Here is a 19,961-nt window from a genome sequence, read left to right as displayed (position 1 = left end):
AAATCAGAATGTCTCAGGATACTTTTGAAGGTGCTGCTTGTATGTATGATGTAATCATAATAGGTGGTGGTCCTTCCGGAGCCTCGGCCGGAAGAAGAGCAGGAAGACTTGGCATGAAGACACTGCTGCTCGAGAAAGAAAAATTTCCCAGATATAAACCCTGCGGGGGAGGTCTCTCGGAGCATGCGCTGTCTTATCTCGATTTCGAACTCCCTCAGGATCTTATCGAGTGGGAAGTTACAGGGGCAAATGTCATTTTTAAGGGGCAATCAGTCAAAACGTATAAAGATCACCGCCTTTCTGTACTCGTCTCCAGGGATAAATTTGACAATTTCCTTCTTGAAAAGGCAAAAGAAACAGGAATTGATGTCCACACCGGGGAGAAAGTTCTTTGCTGCAGGGAAATGCCTGACTGTGTTGAAGTGGATACAAGGGAAGGAACATACAGGGCAAGATTTGCAATAGTCGCAGAAGGCGTTCAGGGTCTTGTCAAAACCTGTGTGAGACCCACTGATAATAAAGAGGAATATGGAATCTGCGTTGTCACTGAAGTTCCTGCCGAAGAAAAAAAAATTGAGGAAAGATTGGGGAAAACCATTGAACTTCACTTCGGAGTTGCTGGGGGAGGATACGGCTGGATTTTTCCTCACAAAACCTATTATTCCGTCGGTATAGGTGGGGTTATTAAGGATTTTCCGCATCCTAAAGAGTCCATACTCGAGTTCCTGAGAGATAATGGCTTTTCCGGAGAGTACAAACTTCACGGGCATAAAATTCCCTGGGGAGGAATTAAGCGAAAAGTCGCGGGTTCAAGAGTACTTTTAAGCGGAGATGCTGCCGGATTTGTAGATTCTTTCTCAGGTGAAGGGCTTGCCTATGCAATAAGTTCAGGGCAGTTTGCAGCAGAGGTCATTGCAGGTATTTGCATGCAAGGTAAAAACCTTAAAGATCTGACCAGGTATGAGGCTCTCTGCCGGACTGAGTTCGGGACTCATCTCAAGTACTCACTTATGTTTTCCAGGATAATGCACCGTTTTCCTGACCGAACATTTAAAATCTTCACGTCAGATAATAAAATGGTTGATAAATATCTTGATGTTGTGGATTTTACAATTAATTATAAGGATTTCCTGCGCTGGGCTCTCCTGAATTTCAGACTCAGGTAATAAATTTATATCAATTTCTTCAGGCATTTCTTTTCTTTCCTCTATCTTTTTATCGCCCCAGTATTAATCTATTTTAGGGGTAGGTTATTCCTTTCTGTATATAACTGCCCTTATTCATATCCAGGTGTCTTACAATGTATGATCTGATTATAGTAGGGGGAGGACCCTCAGGAGCATCGGCAGGAAGAGCAGCCGGAAAAAGGGGGCTTTTAACCCTTTTAATCGAGAAAGAAAACTTCCCAAGGTACAAGCCCTGCGGAGGAGCTCTTTCTTCTTATGGTTTATCCTGCCTGGATTTCGAACTACCTGAATACATAATAGAGAGAAATATTTCTAAGATAAGGGTTCATTTCCGGGACCGTTTTGTAGAGGTAATGAGAGAGCCTGACATTGCCATACTGATTTCCAGAAAAGTTTTTGATAGCTTACTGCTTGAGAAAGCCAGAGAAACCGGAATTGAGGTACATACCGGAGAAAAAGTTCTGGACTGTATTGAAAAAGAAGATCATGTTGAGGTCAGAACGACGGATAATACCCACCTGGGAAGGTTTGTTCTTATTGCAGAAGGTTCGTGTGGGACCCTTAAATACCGGGTAAGACCGAGAGACAAAAAAACACAATACGTGCTGAGTCTAGTATCGGAAATCCCGGCTGAAGGTGAGGTAATAAGAAATCGGTCTCAGGAAGCTCTAAATATTCACTTCGGAGTTGCGCATGGCGGATATGGGTGGATCTTTCCCCATTCGGGATACTATTCTGCAGGGATTGTATGGACAGCTCAGTACCTTGAGCACCCGAAAAAAGTACTGCTGGATTTTCTGCAGGAAAATGGCTTATCAGGCAATTTCCCTGTCCATTCCCATATTATCCCTACAGGTGGGGTAAAAAGAAAAACCTTTAATTCCAGGTTGCTTCTGAGCGGGGATGCTGCCGGGTTTGTAGATGCTTATTCGGGAGAAGGTATTTCGTATGCCATCCGGTCGGGGCAGCTTGCTGCGGAGGCGGTTGCCGATCTTGTTATGTACAGCCTGAAGTTAAATAGCCTTAAAGCCTACGAATCCTCCTGCAGGCAAGAATTCGGGAATTACCTTGCCGGTTCTCTTAAAATGGAAAAAATAATGCATCGCTTTCCTGAGATTTCTTTCAAACTGGCTGTCAACAATAAGGAGATTCTGGAAAAATATCTGGATGAAGTAGTAACTAACAGGAATTATAAAGACTATATCCGCTGGTTGTTGTTGAATTTCTGCCTTGCTGAACCTGTCTCCAGAATAAAGTCTCTTACACTGGAAGGATCCTCTAAGAGTGATAAAAAGAGCAAATAAGCAGAAAGAGAGTTAAAAACGTAAATATAATACAGAAAGAAAATTAAATGTGTAAGTAGAACAACAGAGAGTAAAACAACAGAATAAAGTAAATTTATGCGAGTGAGGCACGTAAGCTCCCTTCTGTTCCTGCAAAAATTTCCTGTCACCCATCAGTGGAGGAAATGGTCCCTGAAGACTCTTGCAGTGACGGCATTCGGCTATGCGTTTCCAAAAACAACCGGGAGATTCCGGAATGCTCTTTATTCCCGATTTCCAACTTGCACCCACGAGGATTCGCCGTTTCATCCATTGTCCCTGAGACCTCAACTTTCGCATCATCGCATTTTCAGGGGATGGTTCTCGTTTCTGTGCCAGGGCCCGGGCTCTCGCCCGACATCCTTTACAGATGTTCGTGTATCCGGAGCGGTGGGGAGACTTTCCTCAGACCTGAAGGCCCGTCAGCCGTCCAGCCTCTCTCGCATGCTACCTGCTGATTGCCTCTATATATCTTTCTAATTATATATATTTTTTGGAAAGCCACACTATACAAAATAAAATTTTTTACAGATATGGCAGGATGCCTGGGTCTTATTTTATAACAGCTTAATCTTCTTTTCAGGTGCGGTTAAAGATAGACGTGGTTAGAGGTATTCTGTTTCCTTATAGTTTATATAAATTTTATGTGTTTGGGGTACGTCCAAATATTAATATATATGCATTATAATTCGTAAGTTATAGATGAATATCTTCCATTTCCAGAACTTGTCCGAAAAAAGATTATCGGTACTTTAATATCGGGCAGTAACTATAATTTATGTCAGTTTGCAGGCTTATTTTCAAGAGGTAAAACATGAGTGATTGTCTATTCGATTTGCATATTGGATATGTCCGTTTTAAAAACCCTATTGCACTGGCGCCTATGGCAGGAATTGCCGATAGTGCTTTTGCCAACCAGTATGCAGGCAATGCCGGGCTGGTAGTTCTTGGAGCCTTCAATCTGGATAAGGCTTCAATGGCTGTTGCTTCAGCTCTCGTAGCCCGGGGTAGAAAAGAGTTCATTTCCGATGAACCTATGGAGCTTATAAGAAAGGAAATCCGGGCAGTTACATCCGGAAGTGCCGTTGCGGTAAATGTCAGGAGTACTACGCTTGAACCCCTTATTGAAGCTGCAAAGATTGTCAAAGAAGAGGGCGCGGTCCTTGAGTTAAACGCTCACTGCAGGCAACCTGAAATGCTTGAAGCAGGAATCGGAGAAGCCCTTCTCCATGATTTACCACGGCTTTCGGCCTGGATAAAGGCTATAAAGGAAACCGGAGTCGTACTTTCCGTAAAAGTAAGGGCAAATGTTGTCGATGATATCGAACTTGCAAGGCTTATCGACAAGTCGGGTGCGGATATCATACACGTTGATGCAGTAATGGAAGGCTTCGGGACCGACCTTGATGCGATTCTTAATTACAGGGATGCTACAAGGCTGTTCCTTATAGGAAACAACTCGATAACGGACTTTGAGGCTGCGAAGGATATGTTTTCCCGAGGGGCAGATATGGTTTCGGTAGCAAGGGGAGTCCTTGACAATCCAGGGCTTATAGATGAACTGGTAGAAAACGTCACCTCTTACCAGAAGTCAATAGGCTGGTATAATGCTCCCAAGCACGTTTGTAGTGAAGGGGATTTCAGGGCGCTGGCTTTCTGCTGCCTGCCTGTAAAACCCTGTCCTGTGCATGAAAAATTCCGAAAGCTGGGATATACGGCAGAAGAGTTTGCCAGGACAAAGCTTGAGTTTGCGAAAGGCACAATGCTGGAATACGGAGGGGACACGTGCTTCGGAAGCCTCGTCTGGTGCTGTAAAATCACCAAGCCTTGCTGGATAAGGGACGGGGTGTTAAACACAATCGGCCTTTCTGGTACAGAGTACATGAAACTTAAAGAGCAACTGGCAAAACATGTACTGGATCATGCCAGAATTCCAGTAAATGAATCCGAATAATACTGGTTTTGCCTGTCCTGTCTCCGGATGGGCAGAAAACCCACAGATGTCAAGTCTTATTGCCCGCTGTGCCCAGCTTGCCATGCTGCTTGAGGTTTCGGCTTCTCCCAAGCCAGGAAATGTGGACAGAGAGCATGACTATCCTGATACCTGCTTTGAGCATTTCATAGCCTCTTCGGTAAGCGTCTACCCTGTCATCGAGCTGGCTGCAAAAAGCAGGAACGGCATAGGCGCGCTTATTCGAAGTGCGGTTTGTGAGAGCTCAGCCTGGCAAAGGGGAGGAAATACCCATTTCGGGGCTTTTCTATTACTGATCCCTCTTTCAATGGCAGCAGGAGAACTCTTCGGTTCTTGCGGAAAAATCCCCGGTAAGCTTTCACCGGATGAATTCGAGGCTCTTGCTGCGCATGCGCATGCTTTTGTCCGGGCAACAGACTGTGAAGATGCTATCGAGTTCTACCGGGCTTTCGAAGTAGCGGGTGTCAGGGTTAACAGCGTGGAGGAGTTCAGCCTTGGAGACCCCGAGTCAGCAGTCGAACTCAGGGCACAGGGAGTCACCCTTTACGAACTTATGGATATCGCCAGGGACTATGACCTGATTGCGAATGAATGGACCTCAGGTTTCGGACGCTGCCTTGAGGGGGCAAGAAGTATAACTGAGTTCATGCAGGCTCAGGATTCGGAAGCAGAAGCTTCGGTTCTCAATTGCTCGGGTACAGGTATAAACGAAGCTATAGTCTATACCTTCCTGAAATTGCTTTCCCGGCACAGAGATACTTTCATCCAGACGAAATTCGATGAAGCTACTGCGGACTATGTTTCATTCAGGGCAGGAGAGATTCTTTCAGCCTTGGAGAAATCCTCAGGGAATAACACCAGAGACTTTGCAGCTTTACTTCCTGCTATACAGGAGTTTGATTCCGAACTTCTCAGGAAGAAAATCAATCCGGGCTCAACAGCCGATATTATCATAGCCGGACTTTTCATTGCCCTTCTGGGGGGGTTGCGCTTTTGACCGAATTTCCCCCTGAGTGCGGAAAAAAAGGAAGTAAATCTTCCGCTGTAGAGCTTTCTTCCTTCGGGATCCGGGAAGGAATTTCCGAAACTATAGTCAGTACAGGAACTGAATCCCCTAATGCAGCCCCTGTCGGAATCATCGTAAAAGGCGGAAGAACGTTTGTCCGGCTTTTCAAAGGCACCCATACCTGGGAAAACGTTTTTAATGAAAAATATCTGGCTGCAAACATAGTTTACGACTCCCTGCTCTTTGTGCGTTCAACTTTTTTCGATCTTGAGCCCTCCGAATTTGACTATGTGCCTGTTCGCGGGCTAAATTTTCCGGTCTTAAAAAAAGCCGCAGCCTGGGTCGTTTTCGAATGTGCGAATATCAAGGATACGGATCAGGCGCTTATAGCCGATCTCATTCCTGTAGAAGCAGGTTTCAATGAAGCTAATCTGAAAAGCCTGCCTGTTCCCAACAGGGGATTTAACGCAGTGCTTGAAGCAGCTGTCCATGCAACCCGCTACCAGCTTACGGAAGATGAAAAGTATCTTGAGCTGATCCGCAGATATGAATCTCTGGCTTCCAGATGCGGGGGAGAAAACGAGAAGAAAGCTATGGAATTGATTTATGAAGTTCTGGGAATGTGATACTTTTCTGGCTTTGACAGTTTTTCAATCAAAATTTATAATCTTCCGCGTTCATTATCCTGAACCTTTTTTAGAAAATTATATTATCCCCCTGGGGCATGACTACTTTCCATGAGTTTTCAGAGAATCGCGTGGGGCATTACAGGTGCCGGGCATTTCCTGGACCGCAGTTACCAGGTTTTTAAAGAAATTAAGCTCAGAAACCCGGAAGTTTCCATAAACACATTTATTTCCAGAGCTGCCGAGGAGGTTTTACGCATGTACGGACTTGAGCAGAAGCTTGTTAAAATCTCTGGAGGGGACTACCTTGAAGAAATCTTCAGGGAAAGCGAGCAGGGTTCGAGTTCACCGAAGGTCGGACGCTTTTGTCTTGACCGATATGATGCCCTCTTTGTTACGCCTGCAACCTCAAACACGGTTTCGAAAATTGCTTACGGGATTGCGGATTCGCTTGTGACCAATGCTGTTGCCCAGGCTGTAAAAGGGAGAGTGCCTGTTTATATTGTGCCCGTAGATATTGAAGGTTCAATAGTTTCGGAAATGCCCTATAATATCGACCGGAAACAGTGCAGGCACTGCGAGGATTGTCCTCCGCGAGAGAACTGCCCTCACGGGGCAATAACTGAGAAAAACGGTTTAACAGATCAGATCGAACTTCTTAAGTGTAAGGGCTGCGGAATTTGTAAGGAACTCTGCCCTTATGGTGCAATCAAAGGCGGACCTGTAGAAGTTCTGGTCAGGGATGTTGATATGCGCAATGTTGAAATTGTAAAAGGCTTGCAGGGAATTACCGTACTTGAAAGCCCGGAAAAAATCCTGGATTTCTTTTAATTTTTCCTGGCTCTCAAAACAACTCTTGTTATTTAATTTTCTCTTTCTTCTCTCTTCTTTTTCCTTTTTCCTTTTCTCTTCTTTTTCCTTTTTCCCTTTTCTCTTTTTTCTTCTTTTTCCTTTTCCCTTTTTTCTTCTTTTTCCTTTTCCCTTTTCTCTTTTTTCTTCTTTTTCCTTTTCCCTTTTCTCTTCACATTTTTCCTGATTTGGTCTCAGTTTCTTCCTTTAAGCCCGTATTAAATTACTTTACATTCGTTTCATTTTTGCTTTTTAATTTCGATTTGCTTTTCAATTTCTTTTACGAAACTTTTTTCCGAATACAGGTAAAATGAGGCTGGAAGCCCTGTATTTGAAATCATATAGAGCAGGCTCATGGTTGTTCGGTTGAGCCCGGGAAAGCAATTCAATAGCGTACTTCTGGAAATCCTGACCATTGTATCCAGGGATTTTATCCCGGTCAGGTAGCCTTTTATATCACTGCTTTTCTGGCTCTTTTCAAAAATAAGGTCTATCCAGGTATTCATCTCATCAATCAGAAGCTCTCTGGTAAGATTCTCAGGGACAATGTAGCTTTTCCCTTTTTTTATATTCCCGAAAAACTCTTTGAAATCATCGCCCTTTGCCAGGGTACATACCTTCCCGATTCTTCCGGAATGCGTGTCGGTCGTCGCGACAATACCTTTGCCAAACTTCTCAGCCAGGGTAATAGTAAGTTCATTTTTCTGCTTAAGCTCATGCATATTGTATTCAAGTACAGGGAAAAGTCTTGCCAGTCTGGGTACTGCAGACGGATTCGGTTCATGGTGAAACTCAAACCAGAAAGGATGGTTATATATAAAAGGAAGTTTGTGCCGATTGAGATACTTGATAAAGCTTTTCAGGTCATGTTCGATTTCCGCAATTTCTCTTAGTTCTAAGAATTCCTCCCTGTCAAATTCAAAAACGTTGATGTGCAGGCTGTGTCCTGCAAACTCCGGGTCGTGTACACTCATTTCAACCCCAGGAACGAGCTTTTCCCGGTCCCATCCGAGAATTTCATATGCTTCTAAGGTGTCGTGATCCGTAAACGTAATATAATCCATTCCGAGCTTGAGGGCTTTCTCATAAAGACTTTCCGGATGCAGGTCTTTGACAGGAAGTACGTCAAAGGAACAGGTAGTGTGAACATGAAGGTCTGCCCGCTTCCAGCCCTCTTCTATAAGCTCAGCTGCTCGTTCCGGAGCAATCAGCTTCTCCTCGTAATTTTTCGGCCTTCTCCCCATAGGCATAAAATCCGGTAACTTTAATTTTATGTTGATTATTTTTATTAAGTATTAAATCTCTCCCCAATATAGTATATCCTTTTTTTAGATTAAGGTTTTCCGGACAAATTCAAGTCAGGACTCAGGTTTGCCCGATTTCCGAATAAAAACCTGTTAGAAATTTCTTCCTGTTCTGGCATACTCTATAGCTTTCTTCCGGCTCATACCATTAGATTTATAAATATACTGAAATATTCCGATATTTTCACAAAAATCTTAGTGGTTAACTATGGATTTATTAAGAAAGCTGAGAAAGGTTATCGAGGTAATTTTTGAAAACGAATCCGAACAAAAAGGTGACGATTTCGAAAAATATGTTGTGGATCTTTTCGATGAAAAATATTTCTCCATTGTGCAGTGGACTACCGATATGGCACGGAAGCACACCCGGTTTGTCGAGTCCGATTGCGGCCCGGATCTTGTTCTCCGCCACAGGCCCACAAATGAAATCTTCTGTGTTGAATGCAAATTCAGGTCAAATCTGTATAGAGATCAACTTCACTGGTCCGCACCCAGCCAGCTCGGACGCTACAAAATCTTTGCAAAGGACAACGAGATCCCTTTTTACGTTGTTATAGGACTCGGTGGTAAGGCGAGGAATCCGAAAAGAATGTTCTGTATCCCTCTTGAAAAAACAGGATCTTCTGCACTTCCTTCAGACCTGTTTGAGAAATTTGAACGCAACTCAAAAAAGAAATTCTTCTGGAAAAACGGTGTGTTGAAGTAACTCATAGCTGATTTGCGAAATCAGGGTAACATAAGCAAACATATTCGTCTTCTCGCGAAAAAGGCTATCCACATTTAAACTCAGAATCTTTTTTCCTTTTCAGATTTTATTTTTCCTTAATTTATAATACTGGGAATTTCAATACTAATAATGACTCTTTTTCGGGGGAGAGTATGAAAATTAAATCAATTAACCCTTATACTGAAGAGATAAACCGGGTATATGATTCATTTTCTTTCGGGGAATGCAGAGCCCGGATTGAAAATTCCAGGGCTGCTTTTTCAGTGTGGAGTTTGCTGCCTGCGGAGGAAAGGGCAAAGCATTTCATAGGGGTTGCCAGGATCCTTCGGCAAAATATCGAGGTTTATGCCGAAATTATTACTAAGGAAATGGGTAAACCTATCAGGCAGTCAAGGCATGAGATTGAAAAATGCGCCCGGCTCTGTGATTATTATGCGGAAAACTCGGCAGGGTTACTGATGGATGAAATTGTGGATACAGGCACTGAAAAAAGCTACGTAACCTTTGAGCCCCTTGGAGTGATTTTCGGGATCATGCCCTGGAACTTCCCTTTCTGGCAGGTCTTCAGGTTTGCAGTACCTGCAATATGTGCAGGAAATGTGTGCGTGATCAAGCACGCCTCAAATGTCCCTGGGTCAGCACTGGAGATTGAGAAAATTTTTATTGAAGCCGGATTTCCTGAAAGCGTTTTCACCACCCTGTTAATTGACTCTAAAACTGCTATGCAGGTTATTGAAGAAGAAATGGTGGATGGAATTTCACTTACCGGCAGCGTAGAGGCAGGTTTGGAAATCGGGAATCTTGCGGGGAGATTGATCAAGCCTGTAGTCCTGGAACTCGGAGGTTCGGACCCTTTCATAGTGCTTGAAGATGCTGACATCAAGAAAGCTGCACAGGCAGCCGCGAAGTCTCGATTTCTGAACGCCGGGCAGAGCTGTATCGCTGCCAAGCGCATCATTGTCATAGAAGATGTTGTTGTGGATTTTATCGAGGCATTTGAACTTCTAGTGCAGAAACTGAAAATCGGGGATCCCATGGATGAGGAAACCGATATCGGACCTCTTGCAAGGAAAGAGTTTGTCGATAATCTTGGAAAAGTTCTTAAAGATGCGGAGAAAAAAGGTGCAAAACTTCATGTACACGGAGAAGAGCGTAATAAGGGTTTCTTCTTCAATCCTGTCATTATCCCTGCAGCCAGTACCGATATGGAAGTATGCAGGCTTGAGGTTTTCGGACCTATTGCCCCTGTGATCACAGCAAAGGATGAAGACGAAGCTGTCGAAATTGCAAACTCCACAGAGTATGGGCTCGGAGCTAAAATCTGGTCTCGAAACCTGGGTAGAGCCGAAAGACTGGCAAAAAGAATAAAATCCGGATCCGTATCAATCAACGGAATGATCAGGTCCGGTCCGAGGTTGCCTTTCGGCGGGGTAAAGAAATCCGGAGTAGGTCGAGAACTTTCCCATTATGGGCTTAAAGAATTTGTGAATATAAAGACTGTTGTTGTTAATAGATGAGAGGAGCTTTAAAGTCTATAGGGTTAGTATTGTAATTCTGACATTCAATCTTTTATGGGGGTAATATATTGTCTGAATCAACCGGGCAGGATATAATGTCCAGGCTAACAAGGTTAGAACAGAAAATGAACGATCTTGACAGGAATGCAGATGCTCTGATCGATGAGTTAGAAAGTCTGGAAACGGTGGCAAGAGAACTAAATATGGCAGACTTCGTCGATAAATTCGACGAATACATCGAAGAGGTAGGACAGATTAAAGAAGAATTGACCTGCAAGTTATCGGATGAGATTGAAGATGAACAGATGAGAGAACTGGTAGAGTCAAGGATGAAAACCGTTCCGGAGGATGTTGAAACTCTGAGAAATGAATATAATTCTGCTCGCGGTAAACTGGCAGCGATAAGAGATGAAATAAGAAAAAATAGATCGAGTAAGCCGGATTAAGTGTTATGGGATTTGAATTGTTGAGGCATTTTTAGTCAAAAACAGATTTCCAAACAATGACTACCTGTATCATAGGGTTAAGGGAGAGAATAGACAACCCTGGATAAGATAAATCTGAGAGAGGAATATTTGAGAGAAGGATATCTGAGAAAATAATAGATCCAGGAAAATAATAGATTCAGGAAAATAATAGATTCAGGAAAATAATAGATCCAGGAAAATAATAGATCCAGGAAAATAATAGATCCAGGAAAATAATAGATCTGAGAATAACAAATAGACCTGATAAGTGCCAGCTAAGCCGGAAGAATGACCGGGTGAGCCAGCTAGCAAGTCACACAAAAACAGGCTGTTTATATTCAGAGCTTAACTAGAATATTATTGATCAGCTTTTCAAGTCCATTTCTATCAACCAGGTCAATAAAGTTCGCCTCAGCTAATTGTCTGGCGGAATTGGTAAAGTAACTATTTGTAACTACTATACCTTCGGTACATTTGTAGAAACCTTTTGCAGCTACGACTTCCTGTACCGCACTGTTTGAAACCTTCCCCGAGTATCGTTTGACCTGAACAGCGATTCTTGTTTTTTCTTTCGATGTTAGAATAAGATCTGCACCCTGATCACCTGATTTTGGGGTGTGATAAACTGAATATCCTAACTGCTCATAAACATGTTTCATAAACTCTTCAAATTTGTATCCATTCATTTCGTCGATCTCAGCTAATGCGGATAAGGCTGGATTTGATGGACTTTTCTTAAACAGTTGTTTTGTAAGCCTGTAAAGTAAACCCATTGAAAAACTAAATAGTAGCCAGATTGATTTCAGTGAATAGATTGAAAAAATAATGAGCAGCTTAACTGGTTTTACTAAAATATATGACATAATTTTAAATATTCCATTGCCAGAGCGGCGTTGTTTTCTTCTCTTCCCTCTTTTACTTGTTTTCATCAGCCTACTTCCTTCTGTTTTTAAAACCTATCGACAAGTCCGTAATGCAAAGTCCTTAATGCATGTTAAAAAATTACAATAATTCTATAATTTTAGAATATTATTTCCGGTTTATGCCCCTATAGAGGCAAGTGAATCAAATATGGCCGCAGCTTACCAATGAAAACAATGATTTAATATAAATATACTGTTGCTTTAAGTGCCTATTTTCTAAATTGAATTTAATTGTTTTGTATCAATTAATAATTGGACACATGAAAAAGGAAATCTCCCTGATGAGACGTAAACAGGCTGAAAGGCTACTGGATAAGCCATCTAAGCTAAATAGCACAAAAGCAAATCTTTCATATTCCTGGCTTAATTCTCCAATTAATTATAGAAGGTGCAATAACAATATCCTTTATCCGTAATGATACTGCCTCACTGGTGGTTGCGGCTGAAAAAGTTCCGATTCTACTAAAAAATGAATAATTTAATAACCTGGAAAATAATCTCATAATAACCTAAAAATAGTCTAATAATAACGTAAAAATAATCTTGTAATAACATGAATATCTTGTAATAACTTAAAAATAACTTAAATTTTCACACATTTCTTACTGAATGATATCTAGACCGGTCTACGAGATACATGGGACTGAAACTTATGACAACTCAGATCGAGATCAATGGAATCATTGTACAGGTATATGAGTCAGTATACGAGTATGCATCTCGAAACGCGAGCTTTTCTGACTATGAAAGTGAAGAAGTGGATGTGTCACATTTTTCAGGCGAAGACAGGGAGTCGAAGCTTCCGAAAGTCTTTGTTCGACCGATATTATTGTATAAGGACCTGAATTTTTCAGTCGGGAAACAAATATTCGATGGTATGGAATTTCCTGAGACAATCGAAATAGATGGTCTGGAATATGCACTGGTAAATTTCGGTGAGAATGAAATCAGCTACCTGAAAGAAGATGATATGGACAAACCTGTGTACACCCTTATATACAGAACTGCAAAGGTCACAGATGGAGTATGTCTATATTGTTTTCCCTCGGATACCGAGATATTCGAAACAGAGGAAGCAGCACAGGCAAAAGTCGAGGAACTGAACAATACCTGAGACAGTAATAAAAGATAAGTCATTCCTATCCTGTATCAGGTTAAAAATCAAAACATTAAAATTGTTATTTTTTATGTTAGAATTTAAACATCCAGTTGTCTAAAAATGAGCTTTTGAACAAGAGAAGAGGCAGTGTCTCGAATTCACCGTAAACATGGAATCAAACTTTTATGTACTGAGGGAAAATTAATGTCTCGACACGGAATTTTCCACCCAATAACTTTTAAGAGTTGAGTTTTTCAGAAAAATCGTCACACTGCCATATTACGTCCCATAATGTTTCAGTAGTATTATTTACTGTATATTACTGTTTTACTTTTTATATCCGTTAAAACCGCCTTTTACAATAATACTGGGGAAATCAACATAACAATAATCTTGATCGCAGCTCATACCTGCTACTTTTTTGGTTCCTCCCGAGAATTGGTGCATTGGATAATTAGTAGTTGTAATTCCCCAGCTTGCATACCAGCAAGTATATTTTTTCATTAATTGCGCACCATGCATTTCATTTTTATACCAGTCACCATTACAATAGAATCCTGCAAAGTAACCGGCTTTTTCCATTTCATCACACCATGCTGTAATAATTGCATCAACTTGTTCTTTACTTAAATTTTTTAATAGCTTATCTTCTACATCTATATAGATAGGATACTCAAATTGTCTACCTTTTAAACATTTACTAATAAATAATTGTGCTTCTTCTCTAGCTTGAGCTTCATTTACTGCTCTAGTGTACTGATAAGCACCTACCTTTAAACCGGCTGCCTTCGCATTTTTATAATGTGTGTTAAAATTTGTATCCTTTTCATTTCCATACATACCTCTAATAATCACAAATTTAACGCCCTCTTTTTTAGCTTTTGCTAAATCCATTCCTTTTTGCCATTTACTGATGTCAATTCCATATGTTTTAGTCTTGGTAGGGGCTGCACTTACTGCCGAAGCTGCTACTGACAATAAGAAACAAACTAATAGCAAAATAGCGATTGTCTTTTTGATTTGTGCTTTCATAGATCTTTTCACTTCTTATTTTTTATAATTTTTTTTTGTATGCCATTAACATTAAGAAAAAACTATCCTTACTTTTATTTTCCATTGAGCAGTTAATCGCAAAACTATTCTCTTTGAATAAAAAAGTATCCTAATAAAGGCATACAACGGTCCATTAATCTGTATAGAATATATATATTTCGAAAACAATCGATGAGAGAGAGTTATTTTTATATGGATTATTAGCTTACTTTGAACCAATTCCAGCGGCAAATTGCCGGAAATATTCAGTGGAATACAGAGGATTATCATAAAAAATATGCATTAGTAAACATGCATTCTATTTTTGCAGCAAAAAAAGGTACAGAGACAACCGGAATTCACATAACTCTGATACACAGATAAAATCATAATTTTGCACAGATAAATCATAATTTTGCACAGATAAATCATAATTTTGCACAGATAAATCATAATTTTGATACGAAATTACAAAGCTTTTAGAAACAATAATAATACTGCTAATCTCCGAAAAATATATCTTTCTGGGAAAACCGAATAATAAGATCACCCTATAATTGCAGTTAATCTGTGACTTCGGTTTTCCAGCACTTTCTCTATCATTTGAGAGAATTCCTAAAAACAGTTATATATTTTCTAATTCCCATCACCTTTTTTCCAGTAAAGCAGAAACTTTTCCTCCTTTCCACTCAACAAATATATAAACTCCTCAAAGTATCTCCTGTTTATGACCCTTGAGCCCGTGCATATGAATAAGATCTCGGAGCTTGCTAAAAAGATTGACTGCTCGTTTGAGTCTCAGGAGGCAAAAACGGCTGCGGATATCTATTCCCTGCTTGAGGAGTTGAAGCTCGATGGAAGGGTCATACTTAAGGCGATAGACAGGCTCTTTCGGGGGATTGTAAGGACTGAGCTCATGGCGCTGGGTGAAGACCCGTATCCGGTTACTTACGCCTGTGACAGCGGGAGCACCAATCCCAGGACGTATGACAGCGGGCTTTTTGTTGATTTCTGCCACTGCGGGCTGGCTGCAACGCCTACTAACCTTGATATTCAGAGATTCAGGACAATTGTATGCGCGGCTTATTCTTCTTCCCAGAGGATAGCCATGCAGGCTACATCGGGCTGGGAAAGCTTTGATGAGGAGTTCGGAAGGGCAAAACTGGTTACAATTGCCCCTGACGAGTTGAAACGAAAGGCTCCTGACATTGTGCACAGTTTTGCCATGTATCTCGCAGAATCCGAACATATCCTTCTCATGAAAGACAGCATGGGGCCTGAGAGCTTTTTCATAATGGATGGGCCAATTTATCCCAAACAGCTAATGTACTGGATGGTGCTGGACGATGAGGACGTAAGAATCCGGCAGAACAGCGATGCCCGAAGAATTCTCCAGAATTACATTGATATTATGGACCATTTCCTGGAAAAACGCATCCCTGTGGTAGGTTTCGTGAAAAATCCAACTGACGTGCAAATTATGGACAGCGTCCGGAAGAAAAGGGAAGCTTTCGACCTGCCCTGGATGCTTGACTCCCAGTTTTTCAAAAATCTCCTTTCCCCCGAAAAAGTTGACAGTGCATTAGGGCACAACGGGAGAAACTCGAAAAATAACGGGAAGAATGGCAGGCACACCGGTTCAAGAAATGCTTACATTACTTACACTAACTGGTTCTTGCAGCCCAATAGGTTTTATGAGAAGATGCTAAACGGGACTTCGCCCCTTGCAGCCGCAGACTCGCTCCAGCAGAAGCTCAGGCATAATTTTTCGTCTGAAGATTATGCCCTTTGTTTTTTCATGCTTTATGTGCCTTCCAAAGATATAGTCTTCAAGGTTGAAGCCCCTTACGGGCTTGTTAAGGACGATTTTCTCCGCATGCAAATTACCAGAAAAGTACTCTTCGACCTTTCTCTGCATGGTTTCCCACTAACCCTTACAAAGGCAGACCATATAGCAAAAATCCGGAAAGTGGAGAGGCAAGAGATTGATAAATTCTTTGAAAACATGAATCCCGATACCACTTATAATGATACTCGGTGGGGTAACGTGAATGAAATATGAAAACACCGACCTTATGGCTTTTGACTCTTGCAGACCGAAAAAGGGGCTAGCTCCTGTGGATTCAGGAATGGAAGATAAGAAAGGTTCAAAGGAAAATTCTGCAGGGATAAGCTTCAAGGGCAGCAATGCGGGCGAGCCTGTGAACTTCCCTGAACCTGAAGATATTTCCGATCGGGTTATCCCTGCGTTAACGCCTGAAATTGATGAAGAATTTCAGGCTCCCTTATCCGATACTCTCGGAGAAAATAATCCGGAAGATATCTCGGATCTTATCCCTGAAGCCGAATCCGATATTTTCTCAGGCTCTCCTGAAATTATCTTTAAATCCGCTTCTCTTTCTGAAGCTGCAACGCTTTCTGAACCCGTTTCCCTGCCTGCTCAGGATCTCTTTCTCGAATCCGAAATTCTCGGGAATCCCGTAGAGGAGGCTCTGCCCTTTGAGCCTTTTGCCGGGTACGGTGATATTGCTCTGAGAGCTTCTCCGGTCTCAGAAGCCTTCGGGATTGTCACTACAGGCATAGAGCCTCTAGAATTAACCCCTTCAGGGGCTGTAATCACAGGCTATATAACCTCAGCGCGGCGGGACGAGATAAGGCTTGGAACATATGTTGTTGTGCCTTACGAGAATGGAGAAAAACTCTTTGCCAGGGTAGGGAAACTCCAGTACAGACAGGAATTTGTGGTAGACGACGCAACTGAGATTCACTCGAGGCGCATGCTCAGTGCCCATGGAAACCTTGTAAAAGAGGAAGATTACAAATTCCTTGCCTGCCTTGATCCGCTCTGTATCCTTTACCTGAAACCCGGAAGCACACTCACCCGGCGCATGGCGGATAGGATTCCTCACCCCAATACTCCTATCCTGCCTGTTACTGACAGGCTTGAGGTCCAGATAGGGCTCAATATTCCTGAAGAAGGAATCTTTCTCGGTCACCTGAGCGTGGGAGGTGAGCTCTTAAAAACCCATTCCGAGCCCGAAACGGTTGCCTATTACCTCAGAAACGACTATTCTATGGGCGATCCTCTTATTTTCAGGCACATGCTTATCTGCGGGAGCACAGGAACAGGGAAAACTTTCCTTTCAAAAAATATCCTCCGCCAGTTCATGACCGACGATAATAGGTACAGGCTGCGGGGTTCTCCTGATAAGGCGCGGAAAAACCCCTGTCTGGTAATTATGGACCCTCAGGATGAATATTCCCAGCTTTTCGAGGATAATGAAACCCTGAGTGAGGATGATAAATTCCGGTTCGAATCCGAAAACGTGACTTATGGTCGGGTCGCCTCTACAAAGGCTTTCGTGGCGAAAGTTGACGGGCAAAAATATCCCGGGGACAAATCAAGAGCCGAGCAAATCGAATTTACAATTCCCTTCTCGCTTGTAGAACACAACACCTGGCTTATTGCAGCAGCTGGAATGTCCGAACTTCAGTACATAGGGCTTGAAGTGCTTCTTCTGGATTTCTTCAAGTCAAGCGTGCCCCATACTTACCTGAATTTCATCAACCATATTGATAATGAGGGTACCCGTTCCTACTATGTTGACAGCGGGAAGCTGCACGAGTCTTCTTATGACGGAATTGTAAGGAGAGTCAGGAATCCTTTCTTCTCGAAGGTTTTTGACCGGGAAGCCACCCCAATTACCGAGCTTCTGGATAAGATCTTCAAGCCAGGGCAGATTTCGGTTTTTCCGACCGAATACATAAGCGCTCCGAGAATCCGCGACCTCATAGTGCTAACAATTATGAGCCTGATCGTGGACAATAAGTTGAGTACCACAGGCAAAGACGCTATTAAGGAAACTCCGATTATCCTGGCTCTGGACGAGGCTCACCGTTATCTCTCAAAGGCGAGCGGGGAACACTCTCGCCTTATTATCTCCCGTTTTGCAGATGCAGCCCGCCAGGGTAGAAAAGAAGCACTTGGTCTCTTTTTAATCACCCAGGACCCTCAGGATATCGATGATACGGTTTTCAAGCAGGTAAATACGAAATTGATCCTTAACCTCAATAATGATGCAGCTATCACGTCTCTTAAAGTCCCGAAAGAATATGAGCGCAGGATTCCTTACCTTAAGAAAGGACAGATGATAATTCATTCCCCGGACAACAGTGATATCGTTGAAATAGTCGGGCTTTCGAATTGCGTAGTAAGGCACCGCTGAATTCTTTCAGGCATGCCTTATTTTCTATTTTTTATGCCTTATTTTCAGACCACACGTTTTACATATAGCTCTCTTCTTCCAGCTTAAGCTGCCCACCTGCTTTTAGAATGTAATATCTCTGGATCTACCTTTGATGTTACCTTCCTGTAGCGTTTATTCTCAGGGTAGTGGGAAGATGAGCATAGGATATGAGGGGATAGAAGGAAGTAGACCGAAAAAGTAAGGAAAATAGACCGAAAAAGTAAGAGAGTAGGCAAAGAAGTAAGGAAAATAGGCAAAGAAGTAAGGAAAATAGGCAAAGAAGTAAGGAAAATAGGCAAAGAAGTAAGAAAGTAAACAGAGAAAATAATATGACAAGATAAAATTTGTAGAAAACTTGGAAAAAAAATATGTAAATGGGATAGCGCGGATTTGAACCGCGGTCCAAGCGTCCCAAACGCTCGAGGATGGACCAAGCTACCCTACTATCCCAAGGGGTACCTCCTCTCAAAGGATATTATCCTTTATATAGCTTTCGTTAGAACATGGGCCAGTCACGCTTTCTTTAAAAAATTTTTTCCCGAAAATCGAAATTTTTTCTGCCTGAGTTGTCCGAATTCCCGGTTTTCTTGAGGTTATTCCTTTACTTCCAGCGGTGATAAATCTCATTCTCTATCCCGAGAAGGTCGAGAGCCCTTCCTACCATTGTATCTATGAGGTCTTCGAGAGTTCTGGGACGTGAATAAAAACCCGGGCAGGCTGGAAGGATACTTGCCCCTGCTTTTTTAGCCTTTAGCATATTTTCGATGTGTATAAGGTTAAGCGGGGTTTCCCGGGTCATCAGAATAAGTTTTCTTTCCTCTTTGAGGCAGACATCTGCAGCCCTCGTAAGAAGGGTATCGGATACCCCGTTTGCCACGGCTGCAAGAGTTTTCATGCTGCAGGGGACGATAACCATTCCCCCTGTCCTGTAAGAACCGCTGGCTATCGGTGCTAAAAAATCTTTCTGGGCATAGCTCCAGGTTGCAAGTTTCTTCACTGCCTCGGGGGTATAATCCGTTTCGATCCCTATTATCTGGCTTGCCGCATCCGTTAAAACCAGATGGGTTTTAATTCCTTTTTCCGCCAGTACTTCAAGAAGGCGAATTCCATACTGGACTCCTGAGGCTCCGCTGATCCCTACCGTTATCTCCATTTAATTCCTGCCTTTAATATTCGTGCCTTTAATATTCGTGCCTTTATTTTCCGTACTCGTATCTCTGCCGTATTTTCCATTTTCATTTCTGCCCGGTGCTTCAGTCTTTATCTCGCTCCGCCGGTTTGTCTCTTTTTTTATAAAAAGCAATGAAACTTTCTAGCATTTCATCTGCAGCTGAGACTATATCCCTTATTTCCTCGGGGCTAACGTTATCCTGGTGTATACCTGCAACAAATACCGAAGTCTTTTTTGTCGCCCTGCTCACCTGTCTTGCTCCCTGCAGGGCGAGATACTCTTCCCTGTGTCCGGGCATTGTTAAAACCGATGAACTTGCTCTCTGGCTTTTCTCATCATAAAGCCCTAAGGCAACAGCTCCCACATGTTCTTCCCCCCCTGTAAGGGTAAACAGGTAATCTTCTCCGATCTTTTTCGCGTCAAGCGCTATCTCGATTTTCCCCACTTTCCGTTTAATATGAAACAAATTCCTGCCCCGGTCCTTCAAACTTTTCAAACTCTGGCTTCAAGCC

Annotated in this window: 18 protein-coding genes, 1 tRNA gene and 1 other RNA gene; 12 read left to right on the top strand and 8 right to left on the bottom strand. The window is 42.4% G+C overall.

The annotated features are described in order from the left end of the window. Window positions 1-41 precede the first annotated feature (41 nt). On the top strand, window positions 42-1,166 hold the full coding sequence (locus tag EQO05_RS05155; RefSeq protein WP_128504406.1) for a geranylgeranyl reductase family protein: 1,125 nt from the start codon (window positions 42-44) through the stop codon (window positions 1,164-1,166). Between the two features lie 134 nt (window positions 1,167-1,300). Further along, window positions 1,301-2,491 (top strand): geranylgeranyl reductase family protein, encoded by a 1,191-nt coding sequence (locus tag EQO05_RS05150; RefSeq protein ID WP_128504405.1) that lies wholly within the window; start codon window positions 1,301-1,303, stop codon window positions 2,489-2,491. Between the two features lie 100 nt (window positions 2,492-2,591). Here the strand turns inward: EQO05_RS05150 and rnpB are convergent. Beyond that, window positions 2,592-2,951, bottom strand: an RNA gene (rnpB, locus tag EQO05_RS05145) — RNase P RNA component. 372 nt (window positions 2,952-3,323) lie between these two features. Between rnpB and EQO05_RS05140 the strand changes: the two genes are divergently transcribed. The 4 genes from EQO05_RS05140 to EQO05_RS05125 all read left to right on the top strand — a co-directional run bounded on the left by EQO05_RS05140 (window position 3,324) and on the right by EQO05_RS05125 (window position 6,944). After that, window positions 3,324-4,463 carry a methanogenesis marker 9 domain-containing protein gene (locus tag EQO05_RS05140; RefSeq protein WP_128504404.1) on the top strand — a complete coding sequence of 380 codons (1,140 nt, stop codon included), beginning with the start codon at window positions 3,324-3,326 and terminating at the stop codon, window positions 4,461-4,463. After that, window positions 4,450-5,478, top strand: coding sequence for a triphosphoribosyl-dephospho-CoA synthase (locus EQO05_RS05135; RefSeq protein ID WP_128504403.1), 1,029 nt, complete (start codon window positions 4,450-4,452; stop codon window positions 5,476-5,478). Before EQO05_RS05140 ends, EQO05_RS05135 begins: the two co-directional genes overlap by 14 nt. After that, a complete protein-coding gene (locus EQO05_RS05130) occupies window positions 5,475-6,113 on the top strand; it encodes a DUF447 domain-containing protein (RefSeq protein WP_128504402.1) in 639 nt (212 codons plus the stop codon). The genes EQO05_RS05135 and EQO05_RS05130 overlap by 4 nt, the downstream gene beginning before the upstream one ends. A gap of 111 nt (window positions 6,114-6,224) precedes the next feature. Next, the gene (locus EQO05_RS05125) at window positions 6,225-6,944 is read left to right on the top strand and encodes a dihydromethanopterin reductase (acceptor) (RefSeq protein WP_128504401.1); all 720 of its coding nucleotides are present in this window, start codon (window positions 6,225-6,227) and stop codon (window positions 6,942-6,944) included. Between the two features lie 32 nt (window positions 6,945-6,976). On the opposite strand, the gene EQO05_RS15440 is transcribed toward EQO05_RS05125, so the two are convergent. Both EQO05_RS15440 and EQO05_RS05120 read right to left on the bottom strand, forming a co-directional pair. Beyond that, entirely contained in the window at window positions 6,977-7,138 is a 162-nt protein-coding gene (locus tag EQO05_RS15440) for a hypothetical protein (RefSeq protein ID WP_164888469.1), read from the bottom strand. 63 nt (window positions 7,139-7,201) lie between these two features. After that, complete coding sequence (locus EQO05_RS05120) at window positions 7,202-8,212, bottom strand: PHP domain-containing protein (protein ID WP_240664339.1); 1,011 nt, start codon at window positions 8,210-8,212, stop codon at window positions 7,202-7,204. Between the two features lie 262 nt (window positions 8,213-8,474). Here EQO05_RS05120 and EQO05_RS05115 point away from each other — a divergent pair, with 262 nt between their 5' ends. The 3 genes from EQO05_RS05115 (at window position 8,475) to EQO05_RS05105 (ending at window position 10,956) form a co-directional block, all read left to right on the top strand. After that, entirely contained in the window at window positions 8,475-8,972 is a 498-nt protein-coding gene (locus tag EQO05_RS05115) for a hypothetical protein (RefSeq protein WP_128504400.1), read from the top strand. Window positions 8,973-9,145: 173 nt separating this feature from the next. Further along, entirely contained in the window at window positions 9,146-10,510 is a 1,365-nt protein-coding gene (locus EQO05_RS05110; RefSeq protein WP_128504399.1) for an NAD-dependent succinate-semialdehyde dehydrogenase, read from the top strand. Between the two features lie 68 nt (window positions 10,511-10,578). Beyond that, a complete protein-coding gene (locus EQO05_RS05105; protein ID WP_128504398.1) occupies window positions 10,579-10,956 on the top strand; it encodes a hypothetical protein in 378 nt (125 codons plus the stop codon). Window positions 10,957-11,315: 359 nt separating this feature from the next. Here the strand turns inward: EQO05_RS05105 and EQO05_RS15935 are convergent, their stop codons facing one another. Further along, entirely contained in the window at window positions 11,316-11,906 is a 591-nt protein-coding gene (locus EQO05_RS15935) for a restriction endonuclease (protein WP_240664338.1), read from the bottom strand. 646 nt (window positions 11,907-12,552) lie between these two features. On the opposite strand from EQO05_RS15935, the gene EQO05_RS05095 reads away from it, so the two are divergent. After that, the gene (locus EQO05_RS05095; protein WP_128504397.1) at window positions 12,553-13,014 is read left to right on the top strand and encodes a hypothetical protein; all 462 of its coding nucleotides are present in this window, start codon (window positions 12,553-12,555) and stop codon (window positions 13,012-13,014) included. Between the two features lie 312 nt (window positions 13,015-13,326). On the opposite strand, the gene EQO05_RS05090 is transcribed toward EQO05_RS05095, so the two are convergent. Continuing rightward, window positions 13,327-14,031 (bottom strand): GH25 family lysozyme, encoded by a 705-nt coding sequence (locus tag EQO05_RS05090; protein ID WP_128504396.1) that lies wholly within the window; start codon window positions 14,029-14,031, stop codon window positions 13,327-13,329. A gap of 727 nt (window positions 14,032-14,758) precedes the next feature. Between EQO05_RS05090 and EQO05_RS05085 the strand changes: the two genes are divergently transcribed. Both EQO05_RS05085 and EQO05_RS05080 read left to right on the top strand, forming a co-directional pair. After that, window positions 14,759-16,093 (top strand): DNA double-strand break repair nuclease NurA, encoded by a 1,335-nt coding sequence (locus EQO05_RS05085; protein WP_128504394.1) that lies wholly within the window; start codon window positions 14,759-14,761, stop codon window positions 16,091-16,093. Next, window positions 16,083-18,257 carry an ATP-binding protein gene (locus EQO05_RS05080; protein WP_128504392.1) on the top strand — a complete coding sequence of 725 codons (2,175 nt, stop codon included), beginning with the start codon at window positions 16,083-16,085 and terminating at the stop codon, window positions 18,255-18,257. The genes EQO05_RS05085 and EQO05_RS05080 overlap by 11 nt, the downstream gene beginning before the upstream one ends. A 396-nt stretch (window positions 18,258-18,653) precedes the next feature. Here the strand turns inward: EQO05_RS05080 and EQO05_RS05075 are convergent. The 3 genes from EQO05_RS05075 to EQO05_RS05065 form a co-directional block, all read right to left on the bottom strand. Beyond that, window positions 18,654-18,728 (bottom strand) — tRNA-Pro (locus tag EQO05_RS05075). A gap of 151 nt (window positions 18,729-18,879) precedes the next feature. Further along, on the bottom strand, window positions 18,880-19,431 hold the full coding sequence (locus EQO05_RS05070) for a UbiX family flavin prenyltransferase (protein ID WP_128504390.1): 552 nt from the start codon (window positions 19,429-19,431) through the stop codon (window positions 18,880-18,882). A gap of 100 nt (window positions 19,432-19,531) precedes the next feature. After that, window positions 19,532-19,915 carry a hypothetical protein gene (locus EQO05_RS05065; RefSeq protein ID WP_128504388.1) on the bottom strand — a complete coding sequence of 128 codons (384 nt, stop codon included), beginning with the start codon at window positions 19,913-19,915 and terminating at the stop codon, window positions 19,532-19,534. Window positions 19,916-19,961 lie beyond the last annotated feature (46 nt).

Origin of the sequence: Methanosarcina sp. MSH10X1 (assembly GCF_004099695.1) — an archaeon.
In the GTDB taxonomy this organism is placed as follows: Archaea; Halobacteriota; Methanosarcinia; order Methanosarcinales; family Methanosarcinaceae; genus Methanosarcina.
The sequence above is the reverse complement of the archived record's forward strand: the minus strand, read 5'-3'. Positions and strand labels throughout refer to the sequence as shown.